This is a genomic window from Sphingomonas epibiotica, from assembly GCF_039615155.1.
Taxonomy (GTDB): Bacteria; Pseudomonadota; Alphaproteobacteria; order Sphingomonadales; family Sphingomonadaceae; genus Sphingomonas.
The window spans coordinates 367,818-391,167 of sequence record NZ_JBDGHY010000003.1 but is presented as its reverse complement, the minus strand read 5'-3'; the positions used below and the strand labels follow the sequence as shown (position 1 = coordinate 391,167).

Here is a 23,350-nt window from a genome sequence, read left to right as displayed (position 1 = left end):
TCGGTTGCCGATTGCTACCCAATCCCGCATTGCCCGGCCCCAAGCAAAGCTACGGCAGTAACTCGCCCCGCATCACGGTGACGCACTGCCCGCCCAATATGGCACGATCCCCGGCCAGCCCGCAGGTCAGATGCCCGCCCCGCGCGCTCGCCTGATAGGCGGTGAAGCGGTCGCGCCCAAGCCGTTCGGCCCAGAAGGGGGCGAGCGCGGCATGCGCCGATCCCGTCACCGGATCCTCGTCGACGCCCCAAGCGGGCACGAACACCCGGCTGACGATATCGGCGACGTCGCCCGGCGCGGTGACGATCGCCATCACCTCGCATGCCGACAGCGCCGCCATGTCGGGCGCGCAGGCGCGGACCGCCGCGGCATCAGGCAGCAGGATGATGCTGGTCTGCTGCGCGCCCGAAACGCTGGCGAATACTTCGCCATCGCACCCCAGCGCGGCGAGCAGCGCCGCATCGGGCGCAGGCGCGACCAGCGTCACCGGCAGGTCGAGCGTATAGCCATCGCCGTCGCGCCCGACCGTCAGCACCCCCGCCTTGCGCGTGGCGAAGCGAACGACGTCCCGCTCGCCCAACACGACATGCCCGCTGGCGAGCGTGGCATGACCACACATCGCGATCTCGACGGTCGGCGTGAACCAGCGAAGCGCATAGTCGGCCTCGCCCCCCGTCGGCACGAGGAACGCCGTTTCCGACAGATTATGTTCGAGCGCGATCGACTGAAGCAGCGTGTCGTCGGGCCATGCGTCGAGCAGCATCACCGCCGCCGGATTGCCCGCAAACGGCCGGTCGGTGAACGCGTCGACGACTGTGAACGGCATCACCATCAATAGCTGCCCACGCGCTTGCCGAACCAGTGCGGCGTCACGTCTGCTTCAACCAGCGGATTGTCGGTGTCGACATGGCCTTCGGGATCGAGATGAATCAGCACCTCGACCTTGGGGAAGGCGCGGCGCAGCGCGTGTTCGACCCCTTCGACCACGTCGTGCGCGTCGGCGACGGTCATGTCGCGCGCGACCTCCATATGGAATTGCGCGAAGTCGTGGCTGCCCGAACGGCGCGTGCGGAAGTCGTGGATGCCGCGCAACCCCTCCTGCCGGGCCGCGACGTCAAGGAACGCGCGCCGTTCCTCCTCCGGCCATTCCTTGTCCATCAACTGGTCGATCGCCTGGCTCGATGCCTGAAACGCGCCCCAGCCCAGCCACAGCGCGATCAATATGCCCATCACCGGATCGGCGCCGCGAATGTGGAATACCTGGTCGAGCACCATCGCGACGATCACCGCGAGGTTGAGCAGCAGGTCGGACTGGTAATGGACATTGTCGGCGCGGATCGCGACCGATCCGGTGCGGTCGATGATCGATTTCTGATAGGCCAGCAGTGCGAAGGTCGCCACCATCGCGATCACCGACACGCCGATGCCGAATTCGACGTCCTGAGTCTCTCCCGGCGCGCCGAAGGCCGCGATGGCCCGCCATGCGATGCCCGCCGCCGAAGCGGTGATGAGCATCACCTGAAACAGTGCCGCCAGTGCCTCCGCCTTGCCATGGCCGAAGCGATGGTCATGGTCGGCGGGCGTCGCGGCGAGGCGCACGCCGTATAGCGTCACGAGGCTGGCGAGCAGGTCGAGCGCGGTGTCGGCAAGGCTGCCGAGCATCGCCACCGACCCGGTATGCCATGCTGCGAACCCCTTCAGTCCCAGCAGGAACAGCGCCATCGTCACCGACGCGATGGCGGCGCGCGTGGCGAGCGGGATCACCCGCTTGCGTTCGGTCTCGGTCATGGGAACAGCAATCCTTCCGACCAGCCATGGGCGGTCGCAGTGAACAGGCGGCGTTCGTGCAGCCGGTGCGCACGATCCTGCCAGAACTCGATGACCTTCGGCGTCACGCGGTAACCGCCCCAGAAGGGTGGGCGGGGCACGTCCTGTCCCGCGAACCGATCCGACATTTCGGCAAAGCGCGCCTCGAACGTCTCGCGCGAATCGAGCGGTCGCGACTGGTCCGATGCCCAGGCGCCAAGCTGCGAATCGCGACTGCGCGATGCGAAATAGGCGTCGGACTCGGCATCGGTTGCGCGTGTCACCGCACCTTCGATCCGAATCTGCCGCCGCAGCGATTTCCAGTGGAACAGCAGGGCAGCATTCGGATTGGCGGCGAGGTCGGCGGCCTTGCGTCCTTCGCGATTGGTATAGAAGACGAAGCCGTCGGGGCCATGGCCCTTGAGCAGCACCATCCGGACCGACGGGCGTCCGTCGGCATCGGCGGTGGCGAGCGCCATCGCATTGGGATCATTGGGCTCGCTGGTTTTCGCTTCGGCGAACCACTGATCGAACAGGGCAAAGGGATCGGTCATGTCCCGCCACATACGCATTTTCGGCGGCGATTTCACCCCGGTGCTATCGCCCGGCGCGGAACGAGTCATTCCGCTGCGAATTGAATCGGTTGAGCAACAATTCGGGGACCTCCAGCATGGCGGCGCGCGCATATTGGCAGGGGCAGATTCGCCTCGCCCTCGTTTCGATCCCGGTCGAAATCTACAGCGCCACCAAATCGGGGGCGAGCATCAGTTTCCGCCAGATCCACGAACCCAGCGGCAAGCCGATCCATTACGAGAAGTCAGTCACCGGCATCGGCCCGGTCGATCCGGACGAGATCATGAAGGGCTACCAGATCGAGAAGGGCGAATATGTCCTGCTCGACCAAGAAGAGATCGACGCGGTCAAGCTGGAGTCGAAAAAGACGCTGGAGCTGACCCAGTTCGTCGACGCCCACGAAATTGACGTGATCTATTACGAGAAGCCCTATTTCGTGGTGCCCGCCGACGATCTTGCCGAAGAGGCATTCATCGTGCTGCGCGAAGCGCTGAAGCGGACGAAGAAGGTCGGATTGGGCCAGTTGGCGCTGCGCGGACGCGAATATGTCGTCAGCCTCAAACCCTGTGGCCGCGGGCTGGTGCTGGAGACGCTGCGCTATGCCGATGAGGTCAACCGCGCGCAGGGTTATTTCCGCGACATTCCCGATGGCAAGCCCGACGAGGACCTGCTCGATCTCGCCGAAACGCTGATCGCGAAAAAGACCGCGAAGTTCGATCCGCAGGAATTTCACGACCGCTATGTCGATGCGCTGAAGGATCTGGTCGAGCGCAAGGTGAAGGCCAAGGGGCGCAAGATCGTCGATACCAGCGAAGAGGAACGCCCGAGCGGCGGCAATGTCGTCGACCTGATGGCCGCGCTCAAGAAGTCGCTGGAGAAGGGCGGCGCGGCGAAGGCGAGCGACGCCAAGCCGGCGCCCAAGAAACGCGCCGCCCCCAAGGCCAAGCCGTCCGCCAAGACCACCGCCCGCAAGCCGGCGGCGCGCAAGCGCGCCTGACATGGCCGCGTCCGATCCACTGGCGACGTATAACGCCAAGCGCGATTTCGCGCGCACCGCCGAACCGGCGGGGACGCTGGCGAAGGGCAAGGGCAATCGCTTCATCGTCCAGAAGCATGACGCCACCCGGCTGCATTATGATTTCCGACTGGAGATCGACGGCGTGCTCAAAAGCTGGGCGGTGACGCGCGGCCCCAGCATCGACCCCGATCAGAAGCGCCTTGCCGTCCGTACCGAGGATCATCCTTTATCCTATGCGGAATTCGAAGGCGTGATCCCGGCGGGCGAATATGGCGGCGGCACGGTGATGCTGTGGGACGAGGGGACATGGTCGCCGATCAAGGGCAAGTCGGCCAAGGATCTGGAAAAGGGGCACCTCCATTTCGTGCTGGCGGGGCAGCGGATGCGCGGCGAATGGCTGCTGGTCCGGCTGAAGCCTCGGGGCAAGGAAAAGCGCGAGAACTGGCTGCTGCGCAAGGTCGCCGATGGGCAAGCGGGTGGTACCGACACGCTGACCGATACGCTGCTGACCAGCGTCACGACCGGGCGGACGATGGAGGAGATCGCCGCCGACAAGCCGCCGGCAAAGCCGAAGAAGCGCGCCAAGGCCAAGGCGAGTCGACCCGGTTTCACCGAACCGCAACTGGCGACTCTGGTCGACAGCGTACCGGCGGGCAGCAACTGGCTGCACGAGGTCAAATATGACGGCTATCGCATCCTGATCGCGACCGGTGGCGACGGCCCGCGCCTTTATACCCGTACTGGGCTGGACTGGACGGACAAGTTTCCGGGCATCGCCGACGCGGCGGCGAGCCTGCCGCCGGGGTTGCTGCTCGATGGCGAGGTCGTCGCGCTGCACGACGGCAAGCCCGATTTCTCGACGCTGCAGGCGGCGATCAAGGAAGGCGGCGACATGCGCTGCTTCCTGTTCGACCTGCTGGCGGATAGCGGCGGCGACCGGCGCGACGAGCCGCTGGTGCGGCGCAAGGAGCGGTTGCAGGCGGCGCTGGCCGGTGCCGATGCGCGGCTGGCCTATTCCGAGCACGTCACCGGATCGGGCGAGCAATTGTTCGAGGCGATGTGCCGTGAGGGGTATGAGGGGATCGTGTCGAAAACGGCCGACGCCCCCTATCGCGGCACCCGGAGCAGAGCCTGGGTGAAGGTCAAATGCACCCATCGACAGGAATTCGTCATCGTCGGCTGGAGCCCCAGCGAGGCGCGTGGGCGGCCGTTCAAGTCGCTGTTGCTGGCGGTGCAGGGCAAGGACGGGCTGCGCTATGCGGGGCGGGTCGGCACCGGGTTCGACGCCGCGACCATGGCGGAAGTGCGCGACGCGCTGGCGCCGCTGGAGCGCAAGACCGCGCCGCTCGACCTGCCGGCACCGGTGCGGCGCGGGGCGCGGTTCGTGAAGCCCGAACTGGTCGCCGAGATCGCCTTTGCCGAATTTACTGCGGATCAGATCGTCCGCCATGCCAGCTTTCTGGGGCTACGCGGCGACAAGGCGGCCAAGGACGTGGTGCGCGAGACGCCGGCGCCGGTCGAGCGGACATCGGCGGTGCGGATCACCAGTGCCGACCGGGTGATCTTTCCGGGCGACCGGCTGACCAAGGGTGATCTGGCCGACTATGTCGATGCGGTCGCGCCGCTGTTGCTGCCATGGGCGGCGAACCGTCCGATCAGTCTGGTGCGCTGTCCGCAGGGGCGGGCCAAGGCGTGCTTCTTTCAGAAACATGATGCGGGTAGTTTCGGTGATGCGGTCGACCGCGTCGAGATTGCCGAGAAGGATGGCGGGCGCGAACCCTATCTGTTCGTCCGCGACGCCGCCGGGCTGCTGGCCTGCGTGCAGATGGGGACGATCGAGTTTCACGGCTGGGGCGCGGGGGTCGGCGATGTCGAGCGGCCCGACCGGATGGTGTTCGACCTCGACCCCGATGAGGGGCTCGATTTCGGCGATGTGAAGCGCGCGGCACACGACCTGCACGGGCATCTCGCCGATCTCGGACTGGCGAGCTTCGCGATGCTGTCGGGGGGGAAGGGCGTGCATGTCGTCGTGCCGCTGACCCCGCAGGCGCAGTGGCCGGCGGTCAAGGATTTCGCCGATCGCTTCTCGCGCGCGCTGGCGCAGGCCGAGCCAGATCGCTTCGTCGCGACGATGGCGAAGGCGAAGCGGAAAGGGCGGATCTTCATCGACTGGCTGCGCAACCAGCGCGGCAGCACCGCCGTGCTGCCCTATTCGGCGCGGGCACGGGCCGGGGCGCCGGTGGCGGCCCCGGTCGCATGGCGCGAACTCGACGATATCGACAGCCCGGTGCGCTGGACGATCCGCGACGCCGCCGACCTGCGCCAGCGCGCCGACAGCCGGCTGCTCGCCGGCTGGGGCGTCGCCGATCAGGTGTTGCCCGATCGGTGATTACTGCGCGCGGCGCTCCGCCAGCGCGCGCTCCCACGACAGCGCGTCGCGGACGATCTGGTCGAGATCGGCATGTTGCGGGCGCCAGGGCAGCGTCGACAGGATGGTGCTGTTGTCGGCGACCAGCGCGTCAGGATCGCCGGCACGGCGCCCTTCGAGGCGGCGGTCGATGGTCAGGTTGGTGACCCGGTCGACGGCGTCGAGCACCTCGAGCACCGAATAGCCGCGGCCATAGCCGGCGTTCATCGTGTGGTTCTTGGTCGGATCGGCCATCAGCAGGTCGAGCGCATGGACATGGGCATCGGCCAGGTCGGTGACGTGGATATAGTCGCGCACGCCGGTGCCGTCGGGGGTCGCGAAATCGGTGCCATAGACGCCGACATGGCTGCGCTTCCCGATCGCCGCCTCGACCGCGACCTTGATGAGGTGGGTGGCACCCGCCGTCGACTGGCCCGAGCGGCCTTTGGGATCGGCGCCCGCCACGTTGAAATAGCGCAGTGCCGCATAGTTGATCGGGTGCGCGGCGGCGACGTCGGCCAGCATGATCTCGGTCATCAGCTTCGACATGCCATAGGGATTGATCGGCTGTTTCGGGCTGTCCTCGCGCACCGGCACGACCTCGGGAATGCCGTAGGTCGCGGCGGTCGAGGAGAAGATGAAGTGCTTCACCCCCTCGGCCACCGCGCTTTCGATCAGGCTGCGCGAGGCGGCGGTGTTGTTGCGGTAATATTTGAGCGGGTTCTCGACCGATTCAGGGACGACGACCGATCCGGCGAAGTGGAGGATGGCATGGACCTTGTGCTCGCGCAGCGCCGCACGGACGGCATTGTCGTCGGCGATGTCGGCGACGACCAGCGCGGCGCGCGAATCGACCGCCCAATCGAACCCGGTGACCAAATTGTCGATCACGACGACGTCATGTCCGGCGTCGAGCAACGCCAGCACCGCATGGCTGCCGATATACCCCGCCCCGCCCGTCACCAGAACCTTGCCGTCGCTCATCTTGTCTGTCCCCGATTGTACCGCCGCAGCGCGCGCCTATCTCCCTGACAGAAGGAGATTACGCAATGGCTACCGAACAGGCGATCTTCGCCGGTGGATGTTTTTGGTGTACCGAAGCGGTATTTCGCGATGTAATCGGCGTCGAAGAGGTCGAAAGCGGCTATATCGGCGGCACGACCGAGCATCCGACCTACAAGCAGGTCTGTAGCGGCGATACCGGCCATGCCGAGGCGATCCGCATTACCTACGACCCGGCGGTCATCGGCTATGACGAGATGCTCGACATCTTCTTCGCGACGCATGATCCGACGCAGCTCAACCGCCAGGGCAATGACGTAGGTACGCAATATCGCTCGGCGATCTTCCCGATGTCCCCCGAACAGGAAAGCGCGGCGCGCGCCGGGATCGAGCGGGCGGGCGAAGGCCGCGGCAAGATCGTGACGACGATCGAACCGCTCACGACCTGGTATCCGGCCGAGGATTATCATCAGGAATATTGGGAAGGCGAAGGACAGCGCAATCCCTATTGCCTCGCGGTCATCCCGCCCAAGTTGCAGAAGCTTCGCAAGAGCTTCGCTGCGCGGACGCGGAGTGCCGAGACCGCCTGATCGCACCCGGAACCGATGTAAATGCCGCTGGCCTGTTACGGGGCTTTGGTGCAAGGGCCGTGCCAACCATGGCGCGGCCCTTGTGTCGTCTCCGGGAAATTGCTATTCGGAACATGGCCTTGGGGGCATATGACATGGGGGCGATGGACGACCCCGCGAAGACGGACCGGCTGGCGGCGATACGCGATCATCGCCTGACACAGCCGACCGGGGACGCGGTGCAGGACGATCTGGTGCGGTTGGCGGCACAGATATGTGCGGCCCCGGTTGCACTTATCACCGTCATCGATGCCGATTGGCAGTGGTTTTCCGCCCGGGTCGGCACCGACGCTCCCGGCACCTCGCTCGACGACGCGATCTGTGTCCATGCGCTCGATGCCGACGACATGCTGGTCATTCCCGACCTGTCGGCCGATCCCCGGACCTGCGACAGCGGGATCGTGACCGCCGGACCGATGGTGCGCTTCTATGCCGGCGTGCCGTTGCGCCTGAACGGTGTGGCGATCGGGACGCTGTGCGTGCTCGATGTCGCGCCCCGGCCGGGGGGGGTAAGCGACCTTCAGCGCGAGATGATGCGCAGCCTCGCGCGGCAGGTGGTGACGACGCTGGAGACGCGGCGGCTGCTCGCCGAACGCGAAGCCACGCTGGCACGGATCGCCGATGCCGAGACGGCGCTCAGCGGTAACGAACAGCGCTGGCAGGGATTGTTCGAGAATCTGGGCGACGGCTTCGCACTGGGCGAGGCGCTGCGCGGCAAGGACGGCCGGGTCGTCGACTGGCAGTTTTTCGATGCCAATCCGGCATGGTACGCGCTATGGGGCATCGATCGCGCGACGATGCTGGCCAAGACCGGACGGGTGCTCGATCTGGCCGCACCGGCGCGCTGGGCCGATGACCTGCACGGATTGCTGCGCGACGGGACGCCGGTCGGCTTCGTCCACCATATCCCTACGCTGCGCCGCTGGTTTCGCGGGCATTGTTTCCGGATCGATAGCGAACGCTTCGGCGCGATCCTGCAGGACATTACCGACGAACGTGGCGCCGACGGCCGGCAGACCGCGCTGATCGAACTCGGCGACATGCTGCGCGACTGTCACGACGCCGCTGCGGTGGCGCAGGTCGCATCGACACTGGTCGGCGGGACGCTGGACGTCGCCGGCGCCGGATTCGGTCGCATCGATGCGACGACGACGCATATCGAGATCGAGCCCGACTGGACGCAAGCCGGCGAACCGATGCTGGCCGGACGCCGCAACCTGTCCGATTTCGGTACATTGCACGACGCGATCGAGCGCGGGGAGGCGGTGGTCGTGCGCGACGTGCAGACCGATTCACGCACGCTCGGTCGCGCCGATGCGTTGCTGGCGATGCCGATCGGCGCCTTCGTCATCGTGCCCGTGCGTCGCGACGGCCGTACCGTGTCGGCATTTCTGGTCCACGACCCCGCGCCCCGCAGTTGGCGGGCAGAGGAGATCGGGTTCCTGCGCAAGGTCGCGGACCGGGTCGAGGTCGGCATGGGACAGGTCGAATCGGAAGCACGCCAGAGCCTGTTGATCCAGGAACTGGCGCACCGGTTGAAGAATACGCTGTCGATGGTGCAGGCGATCGCGTCACAGACGCTGCGCGGCGCGGCCGATCGGGAGCCGCTCGCCGCGTTCGAACGGCGGCTGCAGGCGCTGGGCGTCGCGCATGACGTGCTGGTCGACCGCAACTGGGTCGGTGCCGACATGCGCACGACGATCGGCCAAGTGCTGGCGGTGTTCGGCTGCGACGATCGCATCGCCCTGTCGGGTGGCGACGTCGCGCTCGGCGCGCGCGCGGCGCTTTCGCTGGCGCTGATCCTGCACGAACTGGGCACGAACGCCGTCAAATATGGCGCGCTTTCCGATGCTGCCGGTCGGGTATCGATCGACTGGACTGTTACCGACGGGGTACTTCGCTTCGACTGGCGCGAGACGGGTGGTCCATCCGTATCGGCACCGAGCCGGCGCGGTTTCGGATCGAAGCTGCTTCGACTGGGGCTGACCGGCAATGGTGACAGCGAAATTCGCTTCGATCCGGCGGGGATCGTGGTGACGATGCACGCTACGCTGTCCGACCTGACCGCAAGCTGACGCTATTCCGGTCGCTTGCGACCGACCTGCCGTACTCGACCTTCCAAAACAAAAAGACCGCCCGGTGAGGGGCGGCCCTTTGTTCTCCGTCGGTAAACCGGACGCTTAGCGTACCGTACCGCGACGGACGAGGTTTACGATCGCGAGCAACACGATCGCGCCGACCAGCGAATACAGGAAGCTCGTGACGGTGATGCCGTTATTGATGTTCGCCCCGGTCACGAAACCGGCGATCACCGCACCGACAATGCCGACGACGATGTTCAAAAAGATGCCCTGCTGCGCGTCGGTCCGCATGATGATGCTGGCCAGCCAACCAACGACACCGCCCACGATGAGCCAGAGAATGATACCCATTTGACGTCCCTCCATTTGGTGCCTGCGACCCGGCCTGTGCGTACCGGGTGTACAGATGGAAAGACTCACAACGGACTAGCTTGTTCCGCCTCCGTATTTAACGGATACTCAATATTTCCGCTGCTGCCGTTCGTATAACGTCTTGTAGTGCTGAATCCGCGTCACTCGCAGCCCCGGCATGCCCGACCGGTCGACTGCACGCTGCCACCCGGCGAATTCCTCCGCCGACAGGTTGTAGCGCATGCAGACGTCGTCGACGCTCAGCAACCCGCCGTTGACCGCCGCGACCACTTCCGCCTTGCGCCGCACGACCCAGCGAGTCGTGTCGGGCGGTGGCAGCGAGTCGATCGTGAGCGGTTCGCCGAGCGGACCGATCACCTTTGCCGGACGGATTTTCTGGTTCTCAATCATACTGGACCTCGAGCCGGGGTGGGGACCCCTGAAACCTACTTCTGCGGTCATGCGGGCTTACGTTTGAACATGGGCTAAAACGGCTAGGTAAACATGGTCTTCATTCGCGCTGGGCCCATGCGGGTTTCACGACGGAACGGTGTTCCGCCACGATACACGGGTCGAGCAACGCCGCCGTCCAGCGGTTGAACGCGCCGTCGGTCGGGGTCAGCAGCGATACCGGCGCACGTTTCCACGCGAGCCGCGTCTGCAACCGGGCCGTCGGCGTCGCCGCCTGCCGCCCCGTCGCCGCAGCCAGCAGCACGGCCAGCTCGGTCGGCAACGGCGTGACCGCTATCCCACGGTCGAAACGGGCGAAACTCAGGTCCAATGCATCTTTCCCTCATGGGTTTCTAACGACATAGCTACGCCGGACAACTGAAGGTCCGGTAAATGGCACGGTATTTTTGCAAGCCGGCCGTGAAAGGATTATCGGCGGGATCATGAATGCCGCTGATTTTCAACTCGAATCACCGATTTCCGCGCGGCGGATCGTCGTCGCCATGTCGGGCGGGGTCGACAGTTCGGTCGTCGCCGCCCTTGCCCATGCGACCGGCGCGGAGACGATCGGCGTCACGCTGCAACTGTACGACCATGGCGCCGCGGTCGGACGTGCCGGTTCCTGCTGTGCCGGGCGCGACATTCGCGATGCGCGGGCGGTATGCGACCGGCTGGGCATCGCGCATTACGTCTTCGATCACGAGACCAGTTTCCGCGAAACGGTGATCGACGATTTCGCCGATGCCTATCTGGCAGGGCGTACCCCGATCCCGTGCGTCAAATGCAATATGGGGCCGAAGTTCACCGACCTGTTCGCACTGGCCCGCGATCTGGGGGCGGATTGCCTCGCCACCGGCCATTATATCCGGCGGGTGGTGGGGCCGAATGGCGCGGAACTGCACCGCGCGGTCGATCCGGCGCGCGACCAGAGCTATTTCCTGTTCGCGACGACGCAGGACCAGCTCGATTTCCTGCGCTTCCCGCTGGGGGGCATGCCCAAGGCGCGCGTGCGCGAGATCGCCGCCGAATTGGGCCTCGGCGTCGCCGGCAAGCCCGACAGCCAGGACATCTGTTTCGTACCCGATGGCGATTATGCCGGGCTGGTCCGCAAGCTGCGCCCGGAAGCCAATGACGGCGGCGAGATCGTCGATCTGGGCGGTCGGGTGTTGGGCCGGCATGCCGGTTTGGTCGGCTATACCGTCGGGCAGCGGCGCGGGCTGGAGATCGGTGGCCTTGCCGAACCGCTCTATGTCGTGCGGCTGGAACCGGCGACGAAGCGGCTGGTCGTGGGACCGCGCAGCGCGCTGGCGGTGGGCGCGGCGCGGTTGTCGGAGATCAACTGGATCGGCGGCGATCATGCCGGCCCGCTGACCGCGAAGGTGCGGTCGATGGCGAAACCCGTGCCGGCACGGCTGGACGGGGACCGGCTGGTATTCGACGCCCCCGAATATGGCGTCGCGCCGGGGCAGGCGGCGGTACTCTATGCCAACGACCGCGTTCTCGGCGGCGGCTGGATCGAAGGTACAGAAGCCGCGTAAAAAATCCTCCCCGGTACGGGGAGGGGGGCCAGCGAAGCTGGTGGAGGGGGTTCGCCGCGCAACGCAACGGCTGCGAGTGCCGACACCCCCCTCCACCATGCTGCGCATGGTCCCCCTCCCCGTACCGGGGAGGAACTTGCGGCCATCGCCACCACCGCCTACAGCCCGCGACCGATGCTACCTGCGCTCGCCCATGTCCGCGACTGGATCTTCGATCTCGACAACACGCTGTATCCGGCGTCGTCGAACCTGTTCGCCGAGATCGAGGCGCGCATGGGGCAATATATCTGCGACCTGCTCGACTGCGACGCGGCGGAGGCGCGCCGGGTGCAGAAGATGCATTTCCATAACCACGGCACGTCGCTGTCGGGGTTGATGGCGGAACAGGCGGTCGATCCGCACCATTTTCTTGATTTCGTTCACGATATCGACCTTTCGCCGCTGGTGCCCGATCCCGATCTGCCGCGCCTGTTGGCCGGGCTGCCGGGACGCAAGCTGGTCTTCACCAATGGCGATGCGCCCTATGCGCGGCGCGTGCTGGAAAAGCTGGGCCTGTCGGGCAGTTTCGCCGGCATCCACGACATTCATGCCACCGCCTATCGGCCCAAACCGCATGCCAGCGCCTATGAAGGACTGTGCGCGGCATGGGAGATCGACCCGACGACCGCGCTGTTCGCCGAAGACATGGCGCGCAACCTGATCCCGGCCAAGGCGGCGGGGATGACCACCGTCTGGGTCGACAACGGGTCCGAACAGGGGCCGGGCGTGGCCCGTGACCATATCGATTACATCACGCACGACATCGTCGCGTGGCTACGCTTCGTGGAGGAATCATGACCGACCTTGCCGCCCAGATCGACGCCGCCTGGGAAAACCGTGCCGAACTGACCGTCCATACCCAGGGCGAGGTCCGCGACGCGGTCGACGCCGCGCTGGCGCTGCTTGATTCGGGCGAAGCACGGGTGGCCGAACCGGTCGGCGACGGCTGGCAGGTCAATCAGTGGCTGAAAAAGGCGGTGCTGCTGTCGTTCCGCCTGAACGACAACACCATCATGGACGGCCCCGGCGGCACCAACTGGTTCGACAAGGTGCCAAGCAAGTTCACCGGCTGGGGCGAGCATCGCTTCCGCGAGGCGGGCTTCCGCGCGGTGCCGGGCAGCATCGTCCGCCGCGGCGCCTTCGTCGGCAAGGGCGCGATCCTGATGCCGAGCTTCATCAATATCGGTGCCTATGTCGGCGAAGGCACGATGGTCGATACCTGGGCGACGGTCGGCAGCTGCGCGCAGATCGGCCGGAACGTGCACCTGTCGGGCGGGGCGGGCATCGGCGGCGTGCTGGAACCGCTGCAGGCCGATCCGGTCATCATCGGCGACGGCGCGTTCATCGGCGCACGGGCCGAGGTCGCTGAGGGTGTCCGCGTGGGTGAGGGCGCGGTGCTGTCGATGGGCGTGTATCTGGGTGCCTCGACCAAGATCATTGACCGCGCGACCGGTGAAGTGTTCCGCGGCGAGGTGCCGCCCTATGCGGTGGTGGTACCCGGATCGATTGGTGGCGGCGACGGCAAGCCGGCGCTGTATTGTGCGGTGATCGTCAAGCGCGTCGATGCGCAGACCCGGTCGAAGACCAGCATCAACGACCTGCTGCGCGACTGATGCCGGCCCCGCCGCCGGTCAGGGGGCGGTGGCGTCGACCGGCGGCTGGTTCGCCAGCGACTTCGCCACCGCTTCGGCCTGCGCCAGCACGCGCAGGACATTGCCCTGCGCCAGCGCGCTGAGGTCGCTGTCGGACCAGCCACGTCGCGCGAGTTCGGTGAAGAGCAGCGGATAGCCGTCGACGCCGCCCATGCCTTCGGGACCGGTGCCCGAAATGCCGTCATAATCGCCGCCGATGCCGACATGGGCGCGCCCGGCGACCTTCGCGATGTGCTCGACATGATCGGCCATCGTCGCGGCGGTGACGCGGGGGGCGGGGTTGACCGCTTCCCATGCCTGCAGTTCCGGCGGCGTCTCGCGACCATATCGGTTGCCCGGCAGCCCCTGTGCCTTGGCATAGGCGCCGCGCCGATTGTCCCAGCCGTTCCACGCGCTCGACAGGAAGGCAGGATAGGCGTTGACCATCACCACGCCGCCATTACGCCCGATCGCCGCCAGCAAGGAATCGGGAATGTTGCGCGGCCGGTCGGCAATGGCGCGGGCGTTGGAGTGCGAGGCGATGACTGGCGCCTTCGTCACCGCCAGTGCCGCCGCCATCGTCGCGTCGGACACGTGCGCGACATCGACCAGCATCCCCAGCCGGTTCATCTCCGCCACGACCTTGCGGCCAAAATCGGTCAGCCCGTTCGCCTGTGGGGCATCGGTCGAACTGTTGGCCCAGCCGACGCTCTTGCCATGGGTCAGGGTCATGTAGCGGACGCCGAGGTTATAAAATTGTCGTAGAACCGAGAGGCGGCCATCGATCTGATGACCGCCCTCGACACCGATCAGCGAGGCAATACGGCCGCTCTTCGAAATTCGCGCCATGTCGGCGGCGTCGCGAGCCAGCGCCATGCGCGCCGGATTGGCGGCGATCATGCGGCGGACGATGTCGATCTGTTCGATCGTCGTCTCCACCGCCTGCGGACCTGTCGTCGTCGCCGGAATCCATACCGACCAGAATTGCCCGCCGACATGCCCCTTCGCCATGCGTGGCAGGTCGGTCTGGAGCGGCGGTTCGATGCGGCTGGTGTCGGCGTTCAGGTCGACCGCCTCGACCGCGGCATGATGCCCGTCGCGGATTTCCCATGGCAGGTCGTTATGCCCGTCGATGATCGGGGTGCGCGCCAGCACGCGTTCGGCACGCGCGATATCGGCGGCGGACGGGGCGGGGGCCTGCGCGGCGAGCAGGAACAGGGGGAGCAGCATCGGGCGCCAAGCTAACGCGTCGCGTAGGACGCCGACAAGTGCTACAGCGGGATACCTCCATGCGTTCGCTGCATGGCCGGTGGGAGATGCGCCGATGGTTGCCCTGTTGCTGCTGCTGGCCGGTCAGGCCGCGACGCCCGCCCGCCCGATCCCGTCGCCGCCCGAGCGGATCTCGATCTTGGTCGATCCCTGCGCATCGCAGCGGCGCAATTCGCAGGACGACGAAATCCTAGTGTGCGGCGAGGCGGCACGGACGCCACGTATCCCGCTGCCGTCGGAGCGGACCCCGCCCGACCGACCGCTGGCATCGAACCCTTATGCCGACGGGCGTGGGGCGATGGGCGCGACAGCCAGTCCGTGCGCAACCAGGTCGGAAGGGTGCACGACCGGGGTCGATATCTTCGGCGGGGGAACGTTCCTCGTGCGGGCGGTCGGCAAGCTGATCGATCCGAACAGTTGCTGCGAAGAGCCGGGCGAGGCGACCAATGTCGGCAAGCTGCTTAGTGACATGGTGCGCGGGGTGAAGGGCGGGCCGTCGAAGAAGGAACGGGCCAAGCGCGTGGCGATTCCGCTCGATCCGGCGGTGCCGTTGCCGGTGGCGGTGACGCCGTAGGAGCTTGCTGAAAGGCTTCCGATCCTCTCCGGCACGGGGAGGAGGACCATGCACAGCATGGTGGAGGGGGCTGTCCGCAAATGGGGCGGTAGCGTTCCTGGCCCGCCCCCTCCACCAGCTACGCTGGTCCCCCTCCCCGTGCCGGGGAGGATTTGCGGTCCGACCGTGGGGGGAAATTTGCTTGACGCTGACCCTGGGGCGCAGCGCTCGACCAGACCGGTCCCTTCGACAACGGCCGACGCGGAAGTAAATCCCGCGTCGTCGGTCGTCGCTGTGGCGACGCCGGCCGGCCGTCGCTTTGTGCGCTCGGGGCTTTGCCCCTTGCGCACCGGTCAGCAGCTTCGCTGCTTCACTCAAAGCTTGGTGGTCAACTCCGGCACCACGGTGAACAGATCGCCCACCAGCCCAACATCGGCCACCTGGAAGATCGGTGCGTCCTCGTCCTTGTTGATCGCGACGATGACCTTCGAATCCTTCATTCCCGCCAGATGCTGGATCGCGCCGGAGATGCCGACCGCGATATAGACTTCCGGAGCGACGATCTTGCCGGTCTGGCCGACCTGATAGTCGTTGGGGGCATAGCCGGCGTCGACCGCCGCACGGCTCGCGCCGACCGCGGCGTTCAGCTTGTCGGCCAGCGGATCGATCAGCGCGTGGAACTGCTCTTCCGATCCGAGCGCGCGACCGCCCGAGACGATGATCTTGGCGCTGGTCAGCTCGGGGCGTTCCGACGCGGCGATTTCGGCACCGACGAACTTCGATACGCCCTTGTCACCGGTCGACGTGACGACTTCGACAGCGGCCGAGCCACCCGTCGCTTCGGCCTTGTCGAACGCGGTGCCGCGCACCGTCAGCACCAGCTTGGGATCGCTGGTCTTGACCGTCGCGATCGCATTGCCGGCATAGATCGGGCGGGTGAAGCTGTCCGGTCCCTCGACTGACAGGATCTCGCTGATCTGCATGACGTCGAGCAACGCGGCGACGCGGGGCGCGATGTTCTTGCCGGTCGTCGTCGCGGCGGCGACGAACGCGTCGTGGCTGCCCATCAGCTCGACGACCAAAGGCGCGACATTCTCGGCAAGGTTATGGGCATAGGCCGCGTCGTCGGCGACCAGCACCTTGGTGACGCCTGCAATCTGCGACGCAGCCTGTGCGACGCCGTCGACGCCTTGTCCGGCGACCAGCGCCTCGACCTCACCCAGCTTGGCGGCGGCGGTGACGGCCGCAAAGGTCGCGTCCTTGACCGACTGCCCGTCATGTTCGACCCAAACCAGCGTCTTCATGCGACCACTCCCAGCGTCTTCAGTTTGCCGACCAGTTCGTCGACATCGGAGACCTTCACACCCGCCTGCCGCTTCGACGGTTCCTCGACCTTGACCGTCGTCAGACGCGGCGTGACGTCCACGCCAAGATCGGCGGCAGTCTTGGCCGCGAGCGGCTTCGACTTGGCCTTCATGATGTTGGGCAGCGAGGCGTAGCGCGGTTCGTTGAGGCGCAGGTCGGTGGTGACGATCGCCGGCAGGTTGAGCGCGACCGTCTCCAGCCCGCCATCGACCTCGCGGGTGACGTTGACGCTCTCACCCGACACCTCGACCTTGCTGGCGAAGGTGCCCTGCGGATAGCCGGTCAGTGCGCCGAGCATCTGGCCGGTCTGGTTGTTGTCGTCGTCGATCGCCTGCTTGCCGAGGATGACCAACTGCGGCGCTTCTTCGTCGATCACCGCCTTGAGCAGCTTTGCGACGCCGAGCGGTTCGACCTTGGTCTCGCAGGTGATCAGGATCGCGCGGTCGGCGCCCATGGCGAGAGCTGTGCGCAGCGTGTCCTGCGACTTCTGTTCGCCGATCGAGACGACGACGATCTCGGTCGCCACGCCCTTTTCCTTCAGGCGGATCGCTTCCTCGACCGCGATCTCGTCGAACGGGTTCATGCTCATCTTGACGTTGGCGAGGTCGACGCCCGACCCGTCCGCCTTCACGCGGGGCTTCACATTGTAATCAAGCACACGCTTGACCGGCACCAGCACCTTCATGGGCACTCCCTCTCAAAACGTTTTGCGCGGTGGCATCGCGGGTTTCTGTGGCGGTTCTGCGTGGGTTTCGCAAGTCCGGTATGGAAACGCCGGGACGCCGTAGCGGCAGGCGGCGACCCTAGCCCGAATCGCCCTGCCACCCCAACGAAAAAGGGCCCGGACGTTTCCGTCCGGACCCTGTTTCCGACTGATCCGCCGCTTACAGCAGTCGGACCAGAACCATCACGACCAAGGCGCCCGCCCCAAATCCTTTGACAAACGACCATGCCAGTCGCGTGCCGCCAGGAGCGGGCCGGACCGCCATGGCTCAGGCGGCCTTCTGCACCTCGGCGACGATCTTCTTGGCGGCATCGCCGAGGTCGTTGGCGGGAACGATCGCCAGACCCGAATTGGCGAGGATGTCCTTGCCGGCCTGCACGTTCGTCCCTTCGAGGCGGACGACCAGCGGCACCGACAGGTTCACTTCCTTCGCGGCGGCGACGATGCCTTCCGCGATGATGTCGCACTTCATGATCCCGCCGAAGATGTTGACGAGAATGCCCTTCACCGCCGGATCGGCGAGGATGATCTTGAACGCCGCGGTGACCTTTTCCTTGTTCGCGCCGCCGCCGACGTCGAGGAAGTTGGCCGGGAACATGCCGTTCAGCTTGATGATGTCCATCGTCGCCATGGCGAGGCCGGCGCCGTTGACCATGCAACCAATGTCGCCGTCGAGCTTGATGTAGGCGAGGTCGTACTTCGACGCCTCCAGCTCCATCGCGTCTTCTTCGGTGGTGTCGCGCAGTTCCATCAGGTCCTTGTGACGGAACATGGCGTTGCCGTCGAAGCCGACCTTGGCATCGAGCACGACCAGCTTGTTGTCTTCGGTGACGGCGAGCGGGTTGATCTCGATCTGCTCGGCATCGGTGCCGAGGAACGCGTCATACAGCTTCGACGCGACGCTGGCGGCCTGCTTGGCGAGGTCGCCGGTCAGTTCGAGCGCGGCGGCGACGGCGCGGCCGTGATGCGGCATGAAGCCGGTCGCGGTGTCGATGTCGATCGAGTGGATCTTTTCGGGCGTGTCATGCGCGACGGTTTCGATGTCCATGCCGCCTTCGGTCGAGGCGACCATCGAGACGCGGCCCGTCGCGCGGTTGACGAGCAGCGCGAGGTAGAATTCCTTCGCGATGTCGACGCCGTCGGTCACGTACAGGCGGTTGACCTGCTTGCCCGCGTCACCGGTCTGGATGGTGACCAGCGTGTTGCCGAGCATGTCGGTGGCATGAGCGCGGACTTCGTCGGCGGTCTTGGCGAGGCGGACGCCGCCCTTGGCGTCGGGACCCAGTTCCTTGAACTTGCCCTTGCCGCGGCCGCCGGCGTGGATCTGCGCCTTCACGACATAGAGCGGTCCGGGCAGCTTCGACGATGCCTCGACGGCTTCCTCGACGCTCATCGCCGAGAAGCCGGCGGGCACCGGCACGCCGAACTTCGCGAGCAGTTCCTTGGCCTGATATTCGTGAATGTTCATGGATTCGCCTTCCGCCTCTCGGGTGGGTGTCTGTTAAGTTGGCAAAGTTGCCACGCCTAGAGCACATGCCGGAGGCCGAATCCAGCCCAAATCGACCTTAATGCAACTGCGTCGCAAATGCTTTACGATATATCGGTCAGGACCGGGGCGGGGGATCGACCGATCGCGATTTGCCGCAGGCCCCCGCTATGGCGTCGCAATGTTCTGCCCGAGCCGCTATATGCGCGCGATGCACTGGGCAATCGGCATCCTGATCTTCGTCGCGACCGTGATCTTCATGGAAGGGTTCGCCTATGTCGCGCATCGCTGGCTGATGCACGGGCCGGGCTGGTTCCTGCACGCCAGCCATCATGCGCCGCGCCACGGCAATTGGGAATGGAACGACCTGTACGCCGCGATCTTCGCGGTGCCGTCGGTCGTCCTGCTGCTGGGCGGGGTGCAATGGGGCTGGTGGCCCGGCACGATCTGGATCGGCGCGGGCATCGCCGCGTACGGCGCGATCTATTTCGGATTCCACGACATCATCGTCCATCGCCGGTTGCAGCACCGCTATTTACCGAAGTCGAGCTATATGAAGCGGATCATCTCCGCCCACCGGCTGCACCATGCGGTCGAGACAAAGCAGGGCACGGTCAGCTTCGGCTTCCTGTGGGCGCCCAAGCCCGAAGACCTGAAGGCCGAACTCAAACGGCGCGGCAATGCCGGGGTACGCGCCGCCACCGCGAAGACCCGCGACCCCATCGAGCATCCATGACGCCGGAGGGCTGGCAGGCACGCGCGCTGTCATGGGCGCTAGCGATCTTCGCGACGCTGGCGATGGTCGGGGCAGTCGCGACCATGTCGACCGACGGCGGAACGTCGCGTTCCGGCGCCGAAGTTGACACCGGCCCGGTGCAACGGGTCGATCCGCGCACCGGTGAGCCGGTGCCCGCGACCCCGCCCGCGCCGTTCACGACCGGCGCGCCCCGCGTCGAAACGCCGCAAAGCATCGCGACCGCGCGACAGGCCGACGCCACCCGGGCGGTATCGCGCTGGCTGGAAGTGCTGACCTATGCCGTGCTGGCGCTGGTCGCGGTGCTGGCGGTCGGCGTGCTGGCGCTGTTCCGTATCGCGCAGGCATTGGGCGAACCGCGCGACTGACGCGGTGATCGACGATCCGTTCTTCTATGCGCTGGCGGTGCCGGCGGTGGTGATGCTGGGCCTCGCCAAGGGCGGCTTTTCGGGCATGGGCGCACTGTCGCTGCCGATGCTGGCACTGGCGGTCGATCCGGTGCGCGCGGCAGCGATCCTGTTGCCGATCCTGATCGTGCAGGACGTGGTCGGCGTCTGGGCGTTCCGGCGGACGATCGACTGGCGGGTGATCGGGTGGATGCTGCCCGGCGCCGGGATCGGCATCATCCTCGGCTATCGTTTTGCCAGCAGCGTGCAACCTTCGGCGGTATTGGCGCTGGTCGGGGGGATTTCGATCGCGTTCGGACTGTGGCGGCTATGGACCGAACGGCATGGGATGCCGGTCGCGCAAGCCTCCCCCGGCTGGGTCGGCACGCTGTTCGGCGTGGCGTCGGGTTTCACTAGCCAGATCGCCCATGCCGGACAGCCGCCGTTCCAGCTATGGGTGCTGCCGCGTCAACTTCCGCGCGATATACTGGTGGGGACGACGGCGCTGTTCTTTGCGGCCGTCAACTGGCTGAAGGTGCCAGCCTATCTGGCGCTCGGGCAGTTCACGCCCGCCAATCTGGCGACGGCGGCGGTGCTGCTGCCGGTGGCGATCGCGTCGACGGTGGCGGGCGTATGGCTGGTGCGGCGCGTGGCGGCGCGCCGATTCTATACCGCGATCTATGTACTGATGATCGTGGTCGGCGTGAAGCTGGTGTGGGACGGGGTGTTGTGAGCAGGTCGCGTTGCGTCGCTAAAGACGTTGCACATCGCCGCCAATCGCGACATCCGTAGTATATGCCGCATTTCAGTGACTATATCGCGTTCGCGGATGAGAGCGGCGACCATGGTCTAGTTTCAATCGACCCGCAATTTCCCGTCTTCGCGCTCGTATTCTGCCTGTTTCGGAAAAGTGAGTATGTCGATCGGGTCGAGCCAGCCTTTCGTCGGTTGAAGTTCAAGTATTTTGGTCACGACGCGGCAATCCTGCATGAGCGAGAGATACGGAAACAGGAACCTCCATTCGCGTTCCTGCGCCAGGATTCTGCGATCCGAGAAGCTTTCATGTGCGATATCAATGCGATCGTCGCAGACGTGCCGGTAAGCGTCTATGCAGCGGTCATCGATAAGGTCGCGCACAAGGCGCGCTATGCCAACCCATGGAATCCATATGAAATCGCCATGCAATTCTGCATGGAGAAGTTAAGCCTTCAGCTCAGCGATGATGGACAGGCAGGCCGGATAACCCATATCCTGTTCGAAGGGCGGGGGCGTGAGGAGGATCGGCAACTCGAGCTTGAGTTTCGGCGTGTCGCGGCGAACGACAAGCGATGGGGATGGCGGTCGATCGATTTCACGCGGACGCCGCTGGAGCCTGTATTCGTTCCGAAAGCGGCCAATCTGGCGGGCCATCAGCTGAGCGACCTGATCGCCCGCCCGCTCGCGTTACGCGTGCTACGACCGGACCAACCGAATCGGGCTTTCGACATCATCGAAACGCGGATCAAGGATCTTAAAATTTTTCCGTGACCCAATGAACGAAGGGGCTCCGGCATACCGAAGCCCCAACGTCGACCGGGGAAGCCCAATCCTTGTTCGGTATATGAGACCGATATGCGAAATTGGCAACAACGGCTCCAGCTATTCGGGTAAGCGTGCTCGGCGCCATGGCGCAGGCCGGAGCCTAGTCGGGAAGGCTTTTCCGTACCTTGTCGACGTCCTGCAACTAGGCCGCGACCTTCGCCGGGATACGAAGATTTTCGCAGAGGTTTCGAACAGGCGGGAACGCTCGGTCGGCCGGCCAGCCCGCCAACTAACTATTTGTTTCGATTTGGTATCGACCAAAAATTTCGCACTTCAGTCGTGTCACGTCCTTCCCGCTACCTAACGATCCAGGAACGATGGCGACCTGTTCCGAGTCCAGTTCCTGCTACCGTGAGTTCGCAAAGAAATTAGGCGCTTGGACAGACGCATATTTATCTTAAGCATATGAAAATCAGTCAGAACATCATTGATTTGATTGGTCCGGTATCGTGGGTAAAGCGATTGGTATCGTCTCGCGATATTGCCGAATACTGTTGTACGCATTACCCGTTCGTCCCGCTTTGAACGGCGCGTTGCGGGCGGTCCGGTCGATCCGTCCCGCTCGCGTCCAGCGAAGGGGAGAACAGCAGTGAAGACGCGTTTGATCGCCGCCGCGATGGTGGCTGCCAGTTTCGCATCCGCAACGCCCGCCATCGCGCAGAAACTGGCCAAGCCGTCGGCGGGTCAACGGTTGCAGGAGCAGACGGCGAACGACGTGCCGCGCTGCACCCGCAAACTGGGCACCGTTTCGATCGTCGATGGCGACAATTCGTCCTACTGGACCGCGTGGAACCTCGCGCCGCCGTCCAAGCTGCTGAAGGTGTTGGTCGCCCGGTCCGGCTGCTTCAATATCATCGATCGCGGTAGCGGGCTGAACGCCGCCGAGAAAGAGCGCGCGATCGGCGGCAATCTGGGCCTGCAACGCGGATCGAATGTCGGGCAGGGGCAGATCAAGGCCGCCGATTATGTGCTCGTCGCCGAGGTGCAGGGCGCCAATTCGAATGTCAGTGGCAACGGTATTGCCGGCGGGGTCGGTGGATTGCTGGGCGGGCGCGTCGGCGGGTTGATCGGCGGGCTTCGCAGCAAGAAGATGGAGGCGAACACGGTGCTATCGCTGACCAACGTCCGCACGACCGAAACGATCGCGACCGAAGACGGCTATGCCGCGAAGAACAACATCTCGCTGGGCGGGGGCGGGTTCTTCGCCGTGGCCGGCGCGGTCGGCGGCGGATATGACAATACCGATATCGGCCGGATCGTAACCCTGTCGTTCATCCAGGCCTATGCCAAGATGGTCAACAGCCTCGGCCTCATCCGGCCCGGCGCGGAAGGGACGGCGCAGGCGGCCCCGGCCAAGACCTTCACCGCGCAGGCGCCGGTGGCGATGCGGGCATCGGCGGTTGCCTCCGCCAAGGTCATCCGCACCTTGCCGGTCGGCAGCATCGTCTATCCCACCGGCAACAAGAACGGGCTGTTCTGGGAAGTCGCCGACGAAAACGACAATGTCGGCTGGGTGCTGAACACGAAGCTGGCTCCGTCGCAGGCCTCGCCCGACGCGCCGGATATCCACTGATCGGTTACAGGCTCTGGAGGCCTTTACGTCGAACCGGCGTCGTCCCAGCCTGCGCTGGGATGACGTCTGGCTCGGTTCGGCTAGATCAGTATCCGGGGCGGCGTTTCCGTAAGGGCGAGCGCCCGCTAAGGCGT

General features: G+C 65.5%; 24 protein-coding genes. 13 read left to right on the top strand and 11 right to left on the bottom strand.

Features of this window, described 5'->3' with window-relative positions:
- Positions 1–49 precede the first annotated feature (49 nt).
- The 3 genes from AAIO73_RS08255 to pdxH are packed head-to-tail and all read right to left on the bottom strand — an operon-like array spanning position 50 to position 2,360.
- Positions 50–832, bottom strand: coding sequence for a PhzF family protein (locus AAIO73_RS08255; protein ID WP_345877234.1), 783 nt, complete (start codon positions 830–832; stop codon positions 50–52).
- Positions 832–1,788, bottom strand: a complete 957-nt coding sequence (locus tag AAIO73_RS08250) for a cation diffusion facilitator family transporter (protein WP_345877233.1) — start codon at positions 1,786–1,788, stop codon at positions 832–834. Before AAIO73_RS08250 ends, AAIO73_RS08255 begins: the two co-directional genes overlap by 1 nt.
- Positions 1,785–2,360 (bottom strand): pyridoxamine 5'-phosphate oxidase, encoded by a 576-nt coding sequence (gene pdxH, locus AAIO73_RS08245; protein ID WP_345877232.1) that lies wholly within the window; start codon positions 2,358–2,360, stop codon positions 1,785–1,787. The genes AAIO73_RS08250 and pdxH overlap by 4 nt, the downstream gene beginning before the upstream one ends.
- Before the next feature lie 116 nt (positions 2,361–2,476).
- Between pdxH and ku the strand changes: the two genes are divergently transcribed.
- Positions 2,477–3,376 (top strand): non-homologous end joining protein Ku, encoded by a 900-nt coding sequence (gene ku / locus AAIO73_RS08240; protein ID WP_345877231.1) that lies wholly within the window; start codon positions 2,477–2,479, stop codon positions 3,374–3,376.
- Between the two features lies 1 nt (position 3,377).
- The gene (gene ligD / locus AAIO73_RS08235) at positions 3,378–5,786 is read left to right on the top strand and encodes a DNA ligase D (RefSeq protein WP_345877230.1); all 2,409 of its coding nucleotides are present in this window, start codon (positions 3,378–3,380) and stop codon (positions 5,784–5,786) included.
- Here ligD and galE read toward each other — a convergent pair whose 3' ends face one another.
- Complete coding sequence (gene galE / locus AAIO73_RS08230; protein WP_345877229.1) at positions 5,787–6,788, bottom strand: UDP-glucose 4-epimerase GalE; 1,002 nt, start codon at positions 6,786–6,788, stop codon at positions 5,787–5,789.
- Positions 6,789–6,853: 65 nt separating this feature from the next.
- On the opposite strand from galE, the gene msrA reads away from it, so the two are divergent.
- On the top strand, positions 6,854–7,396 hold the full coding sequence (msrA, locus tag AAIO73_RS08225) for a peptide-methionine (S)-S-oxide reductase MsrA (RefSeq protein ID WP_345877228.1): 543 nt from the start codon (positions 6,854–6,856) through the stop codon (positions 7,394–7,396).
- A 143-nt stretch (positions 7,397–7,539) separates the two neighbouring features.
- Positions 7,540–9,510, top strand: a complete 1,971-nt coding sequence (locus AAIO73_RS08220; protein WP_345877227.1) for a GAF domain-containing protein — start codon at positions 7,540–7,542, stop codon at positions 9,508–9,510.
- A gap of 105 nt (positions 9,511–9,615) precedes the next feature.
- Here the strand turns inward: AAIO73_RS08220 and AAIO73_RS08215 are convergent, their stop codons facing one another.
- From AAIO73_RS08215 to AAIO73_RS08205, 3 genes are all read right to left on the bottom strand, one after another.
- Positions 9,616–9,867 carry a GlsB/YeaQ/YmgE family stress response membrane protein gene (locus tag AAIO73_RS08215; protein WP_056458690.1) on the bottom strand — a complete coding sequence of 84 codons (252 nt, stop codon included), beginning with the start codon at positions 9,865–9,867 and terminating at the stop codon, positions 9,616–9,618.
- 108 nt (positions 9,868–9,975) lie between these two features.
- A complete protein-coding gene (sciP, locus tag AAIO73_RS08210; RefSeq protein ID WP_242119584.1) occupies positions 9,976–10,278 on the bottom strand; it encodes a CtrA inhibitor SciP in 303 nt (100 codons plus the stop codon).
- Between the two features lie 100 nt (positions 10,279–10,378).
- Positions 10,379–10,648, bottom strand: a complete 270-nt coding sequence (locus AAIO73_RS08205; protein ID WP_345877226.1) for a hypothetical protein — start codon at positions 10,646–10,648, stop codon at positions 10,379–10,381.
- A 112-nt stretch (positions 10,649–10,760) separates the two neighbouring features.
- Between AAIO73_RS08205 and mnmA the strand changes: the two genes are divergently transcribed.
- From mnmA to dapD, 3 genes are all read left to right on the top strand, one after another.
- Positions 10,761–11,855 (top strand): tRNA 2-thiouridine(34) synthase MnmA, encoded by a 1,095-nt coding sequence (mnmA, locus tag AAIO73_RS08200; RefSeq protein WP_345877225.1) that lies wholly within the window; start codon positions 10,761–10,763, stop codon positions 11,853–11,855.
- A gap of 174 nt (positions 11,856–12,029) precedes the next feature.
- Positions 12,030–12,692 carry a pyrimidine 5'-nucleotidase gene (locus AAIO73_RS08195; RefSeq protein WP_345877224.1) on the top strand — a complete coding sequence of 221 codons (663 nt, stop codon included), beginning with the start codon at positions 12,030–12,032 and terminating at the stop codon, positions 12,690–12,692.
- Positions 12,689–13,507, top strand: coding sequence for a 2,3,4,5-tetrahydropyridine-2,6-dicarboxylate N-succinyltransferase (dapD, locus tag AAIO73_RS08190; protein WP_345877223.1), 819 nt, complete (start codon positions 12,689–12,691; stop codon positions 13,505–13,507). Before AAIO73_RS08195 ends, dapD begins: the two co-directional genes overlap by 4 nt.
- Before the next feature lie 18 nt (positions 13,508–13,525).
- Here dapD and AAIO73_RS08185 read toward each other — a convergent pair whose 3' ends face one another.
- The gene (locus AAIO73_RS08185; protein WP_345877222.1) at positions 13,526–14,755 is read right to left on the bottom strand and encodes a dipeptidase; all 1,230 of its coding nucleotides are present in this window, start codon (positions 14,753–14,755) and stop codon (positions 13,526–13,528) included.
- Positions 14,756–14,849: 94 nt separating this feature from the next.
- Here AAIO73_RS08185 and AAIO73_RS08180 point away from each other — a divergent pair, with 94 nt between their 5' ends.
- Complete coding sequence (locus AAIO73_RS08180) at positions 14,850–15,368, top strand: hypothetical protein (RefSeq protein WP_345877221.1); 519 nt, start codon at positions 14,850–14,852, stop codon at positions 15,366–15,368.
- A gap of 353 nt (positions 15,369–15,721) precedes the next feature.
- Here AAIO73_RS08180 and AAIO73_RS08175 read toward each other — a convergent pair whose 3' ends face one another.
- The 3 genes from AAIO73_RS08175 to sucC all read right to left on the bottom strand — a co-directional run bounded on the left by AAIO73_RS08175 (position 15,722) and on the right by sucC (position 18,904).
- Entirely contained in the window at positions 15,722–16,651 is a 930-nt protein-coding gene (locus AAIO73_RS08175) for an electron transfer flavoprotein subunit alpha/FixB family protein (protein WP_345877220.1), read from the bottom strand.
- Complete coding sequence (locus AAIO73_RS08170) at positions 16,648–17,397, bottom strand: electron transfer flavoprotein subunit beta/FixA family protein (protein WP_345877219.1); 750 nt, start codon at positions 17,395–17,397, stop codon at positions 16,648–16,650. The genes AAIO73_RS08175 and AAIO73_RS08170 overlap by 4 nt, the downstream gene beginning before the upstream one ends.
- A 307-nt stretch (positions 17,398–17,704) precedes the next feature.
- On the bottom strand, positions 17,705–18,904 hold the full coding sequence (gene sucC, locus AAIO73_RS08165; protein WP_345877218.1) for an ADP-forming succinate--CoA ligase subunit beta: 1,200 nt from the start codon (positions 18,902–18,904) through the stop codon (positions 17,705–17,707).
- Between the two features lie 199 nt (positions 18,905–19,103).
- Between sucC and AAIO73_RS08160 the strand changes: the two genes are divergently transcribed.
- The 5 genes from AAIO73_RS08160 to AAIO73_RS08140 all read left to right on the top strand — a co-directional run bounded on the left by AAIO73_RS08160 (position 19,104) and on the right by AAIO73_RS08140 (position 23,216).
- On the top strand, positions 19,104–19,658 hold the full coding sequence (locus tag AAIO73_RS08160; RefSeq protein WP_345877217.1) for a sterol desaturase family protein: 555 nt from the start codon (positions 19,104–19,106) through the stop codon (positions 19,656–19,658).
- Positions 19,655–20,044 (top strand): hypothetical protein, encoded by a 390-nt coding sequence (locus AAIO73_RS08155; RefSeq protein WP_345877216.1) that lies wholly within the window; start codon positions 19,655–19,657, stop codon positions 20,042–20,044. Before AAIO73_RS08160 ends, AAIO73_RS08155 begins: the two co-directional genes overlap by 4 nt.
- Before the next feature lie 4 nt (positions 20,045–20,048).
- On the top strand, positions 20,049–20,795 hold the full coding sequence (locus AAIO73_RS08150) for a sulfite exporter TauE/SafE family protein (protein WP_345877215.1): 747 nt from the start codon (positions 20,049–20,051) through the stop codon (positions 20,793–20,795).
- 62 nt (positions 20,796–20,857) lie between these two features.
- Positions 20,858–21,589: a DUF3800 domain-containing protein gene (locus tag AAIO73_RS08145; protein ID WP_345877214.1), complete on the top strand. Its 732-nt coding sequence runs from the start codon at positions 20,858–20,860 to the stop codon at positions 21,587–21,589.
- Positions 21,590–22,259: 670 nt separating this feature from the next.
- On the top strand, positions 22,260–23,216 hold the full coding sequence (locus AAIO73_RS08140; RefSeq protein ID WP_526023789.1) for a CsgG/HfaB family protein: 957 nt from the start codon (positions 22,260–22,262) through the stop codon (positions 23,214–23,216).
- Positions 23,217–23,350 lie beyond the last annotated feature (134 nt).

Coding starts and splice junctions, on each gene's coding strand:
- AAIO73_RS08255 (WP_345877234.1), bottom strand. CDS start 832: ATGGTGATGCCGTTCACAGTCGTCGACGCGTTCACCGACCGGCCGTTT.
- AAIO73_RS08250 (WP_345877233.1), bottom strand. CDS start 1,788: ATGACCGAGACCGAACGCAAGCGGGTGATCCCGCTCGCCACGCGCGCC.
- pdxH (WP_345877232.1), bottom strand. CDS start 2,360: ATGACCGATCCCTTTGCCCTGTTCGATCAGTGGTTCGCCGAAGCGAAA.
- ku (WP_345877231.1), top strand. CDS start 2,477: ATGGCGGCGCGCGCATATTGGCAGGGGCAGATTCGCCTCGCCCTCGTT.
- ligD (WP_345877230.1), top strand. CDS start 3,378: ATGGCCGCGTCCGATCCACTGGCGACGTATAACGCCAAGCGCGATTTC.
- galE (WP_345877229.1), bottom strand. CDS start 6,788: ATGAGCGACGGCAAGGTTCTGGTGACGGGCGGGGCGGGGTATATCGGC.
- msrA (WP_345877228.1), top strand. CDS start 6,854: ATGGCTACCGAACAGGCGATCTTCGCCGGTGGATGTTTTTGGTGTACC.
- AAIO73_RS08220 (WP_345877227.1), top strand. CDS start 7,540: ATGGACGACCCCGCGAAGACGGACCGGCTGGCGGCGATACGCGATCAT.
- AAIO73_RS08215 (WP_056458690.1), bottom strand. CDS start 9,867: ATGGGTATCATTCTCTGGCTCATCGTGGGCGGTGTCGTTGGTTGGCTG.
- sciP (WP_242119584.1), bottom strand. CDS start 10,278: ATGATTGAGAACCAGAAAATCCGTCCGGCAAAGGTGATCGGTCCGCTC.
- mnmA (WP_345877225.1), top strand. CDS start 10,761: ATGAATGCCGCTGATTTTCAACTCGAATCACCGATTTCCGCGCGGCGG.
- AAIO73_RS08195 (WP_345877224.1), top strand. CDS start 12,030: ATGCTACCTGCGCTCGCCCATGTCCGCGACTGGATCTTCGATCTCGAC.
- dapD (WP_345877223.1), top strand. CDS start 12,689: ATGACCGACCTTGCCGCCCAGATCGACGCCGCCTGGGAAAACCGTGCC.
- AAIO73_RS08185 (WP_345877222.1), bottom strand. CDS start 14,755: ATGCTGCTCCCCCTGTTCCTGCTCGCCGCGCAGGCCCCCGCCCCGTCC.
- AAIO73_RS08180 (WP_345877221.1), top strand. CDS start 14,850: ATGGTTGCCCTGTTGCTGCTGCTGGCCGGTCAGGCCGCGACGCCCGCC.
- AAIO73_RS08175 (WP_345877220.1), bottom strand. CDS start 16,651: ATGAAGACGCTGGTTTGGGTCGAACATGACGGGCAGTCGGTCAAGGAC.
- AAIO73_RS08170 (WP_345877219.1), bottom strand. CDS start 17,397: ATGAAGGTGCTGGTGCCGGTCAAGCGTGTGCTTGATTACAATGTGAAG.
- sucC (WP_345877218.1), bottom strand. CDS start 18,904: ATGAACATTCACGAATATCAGGCCAAGGAACTGCTCGCGAAGTTCGGC.
- AAIO73_RS08160 (WP_345877217.1), top strand. CDS start 19,104: ATGTTCTGCCCGAGCCGCTATATGCGCGCGATGCACTGGGCAATCGGC.
- AAIO73_RS08155 (WP_345877216.1), top strand. CDS start 19,655: ATGACGCCGGAGGGCTGGCAGGCACGCGCGCTGTCATGGGCGCTAGCG.
- AAIO73_RS08145 (WP_345877214.1), top strand. CDS start 20,858: ATGCCGCATTTCAGTGACTATATCGCGTTCGCGGATGAGAGCGGCGAC.
- AAIO73_RS08140 (WP_526023789.1), top strand. CDS start 22,260: ATGGTGGCTGCCAGTTTCGCATCCGCAACGCCCGCCATCGCGCAGAAA.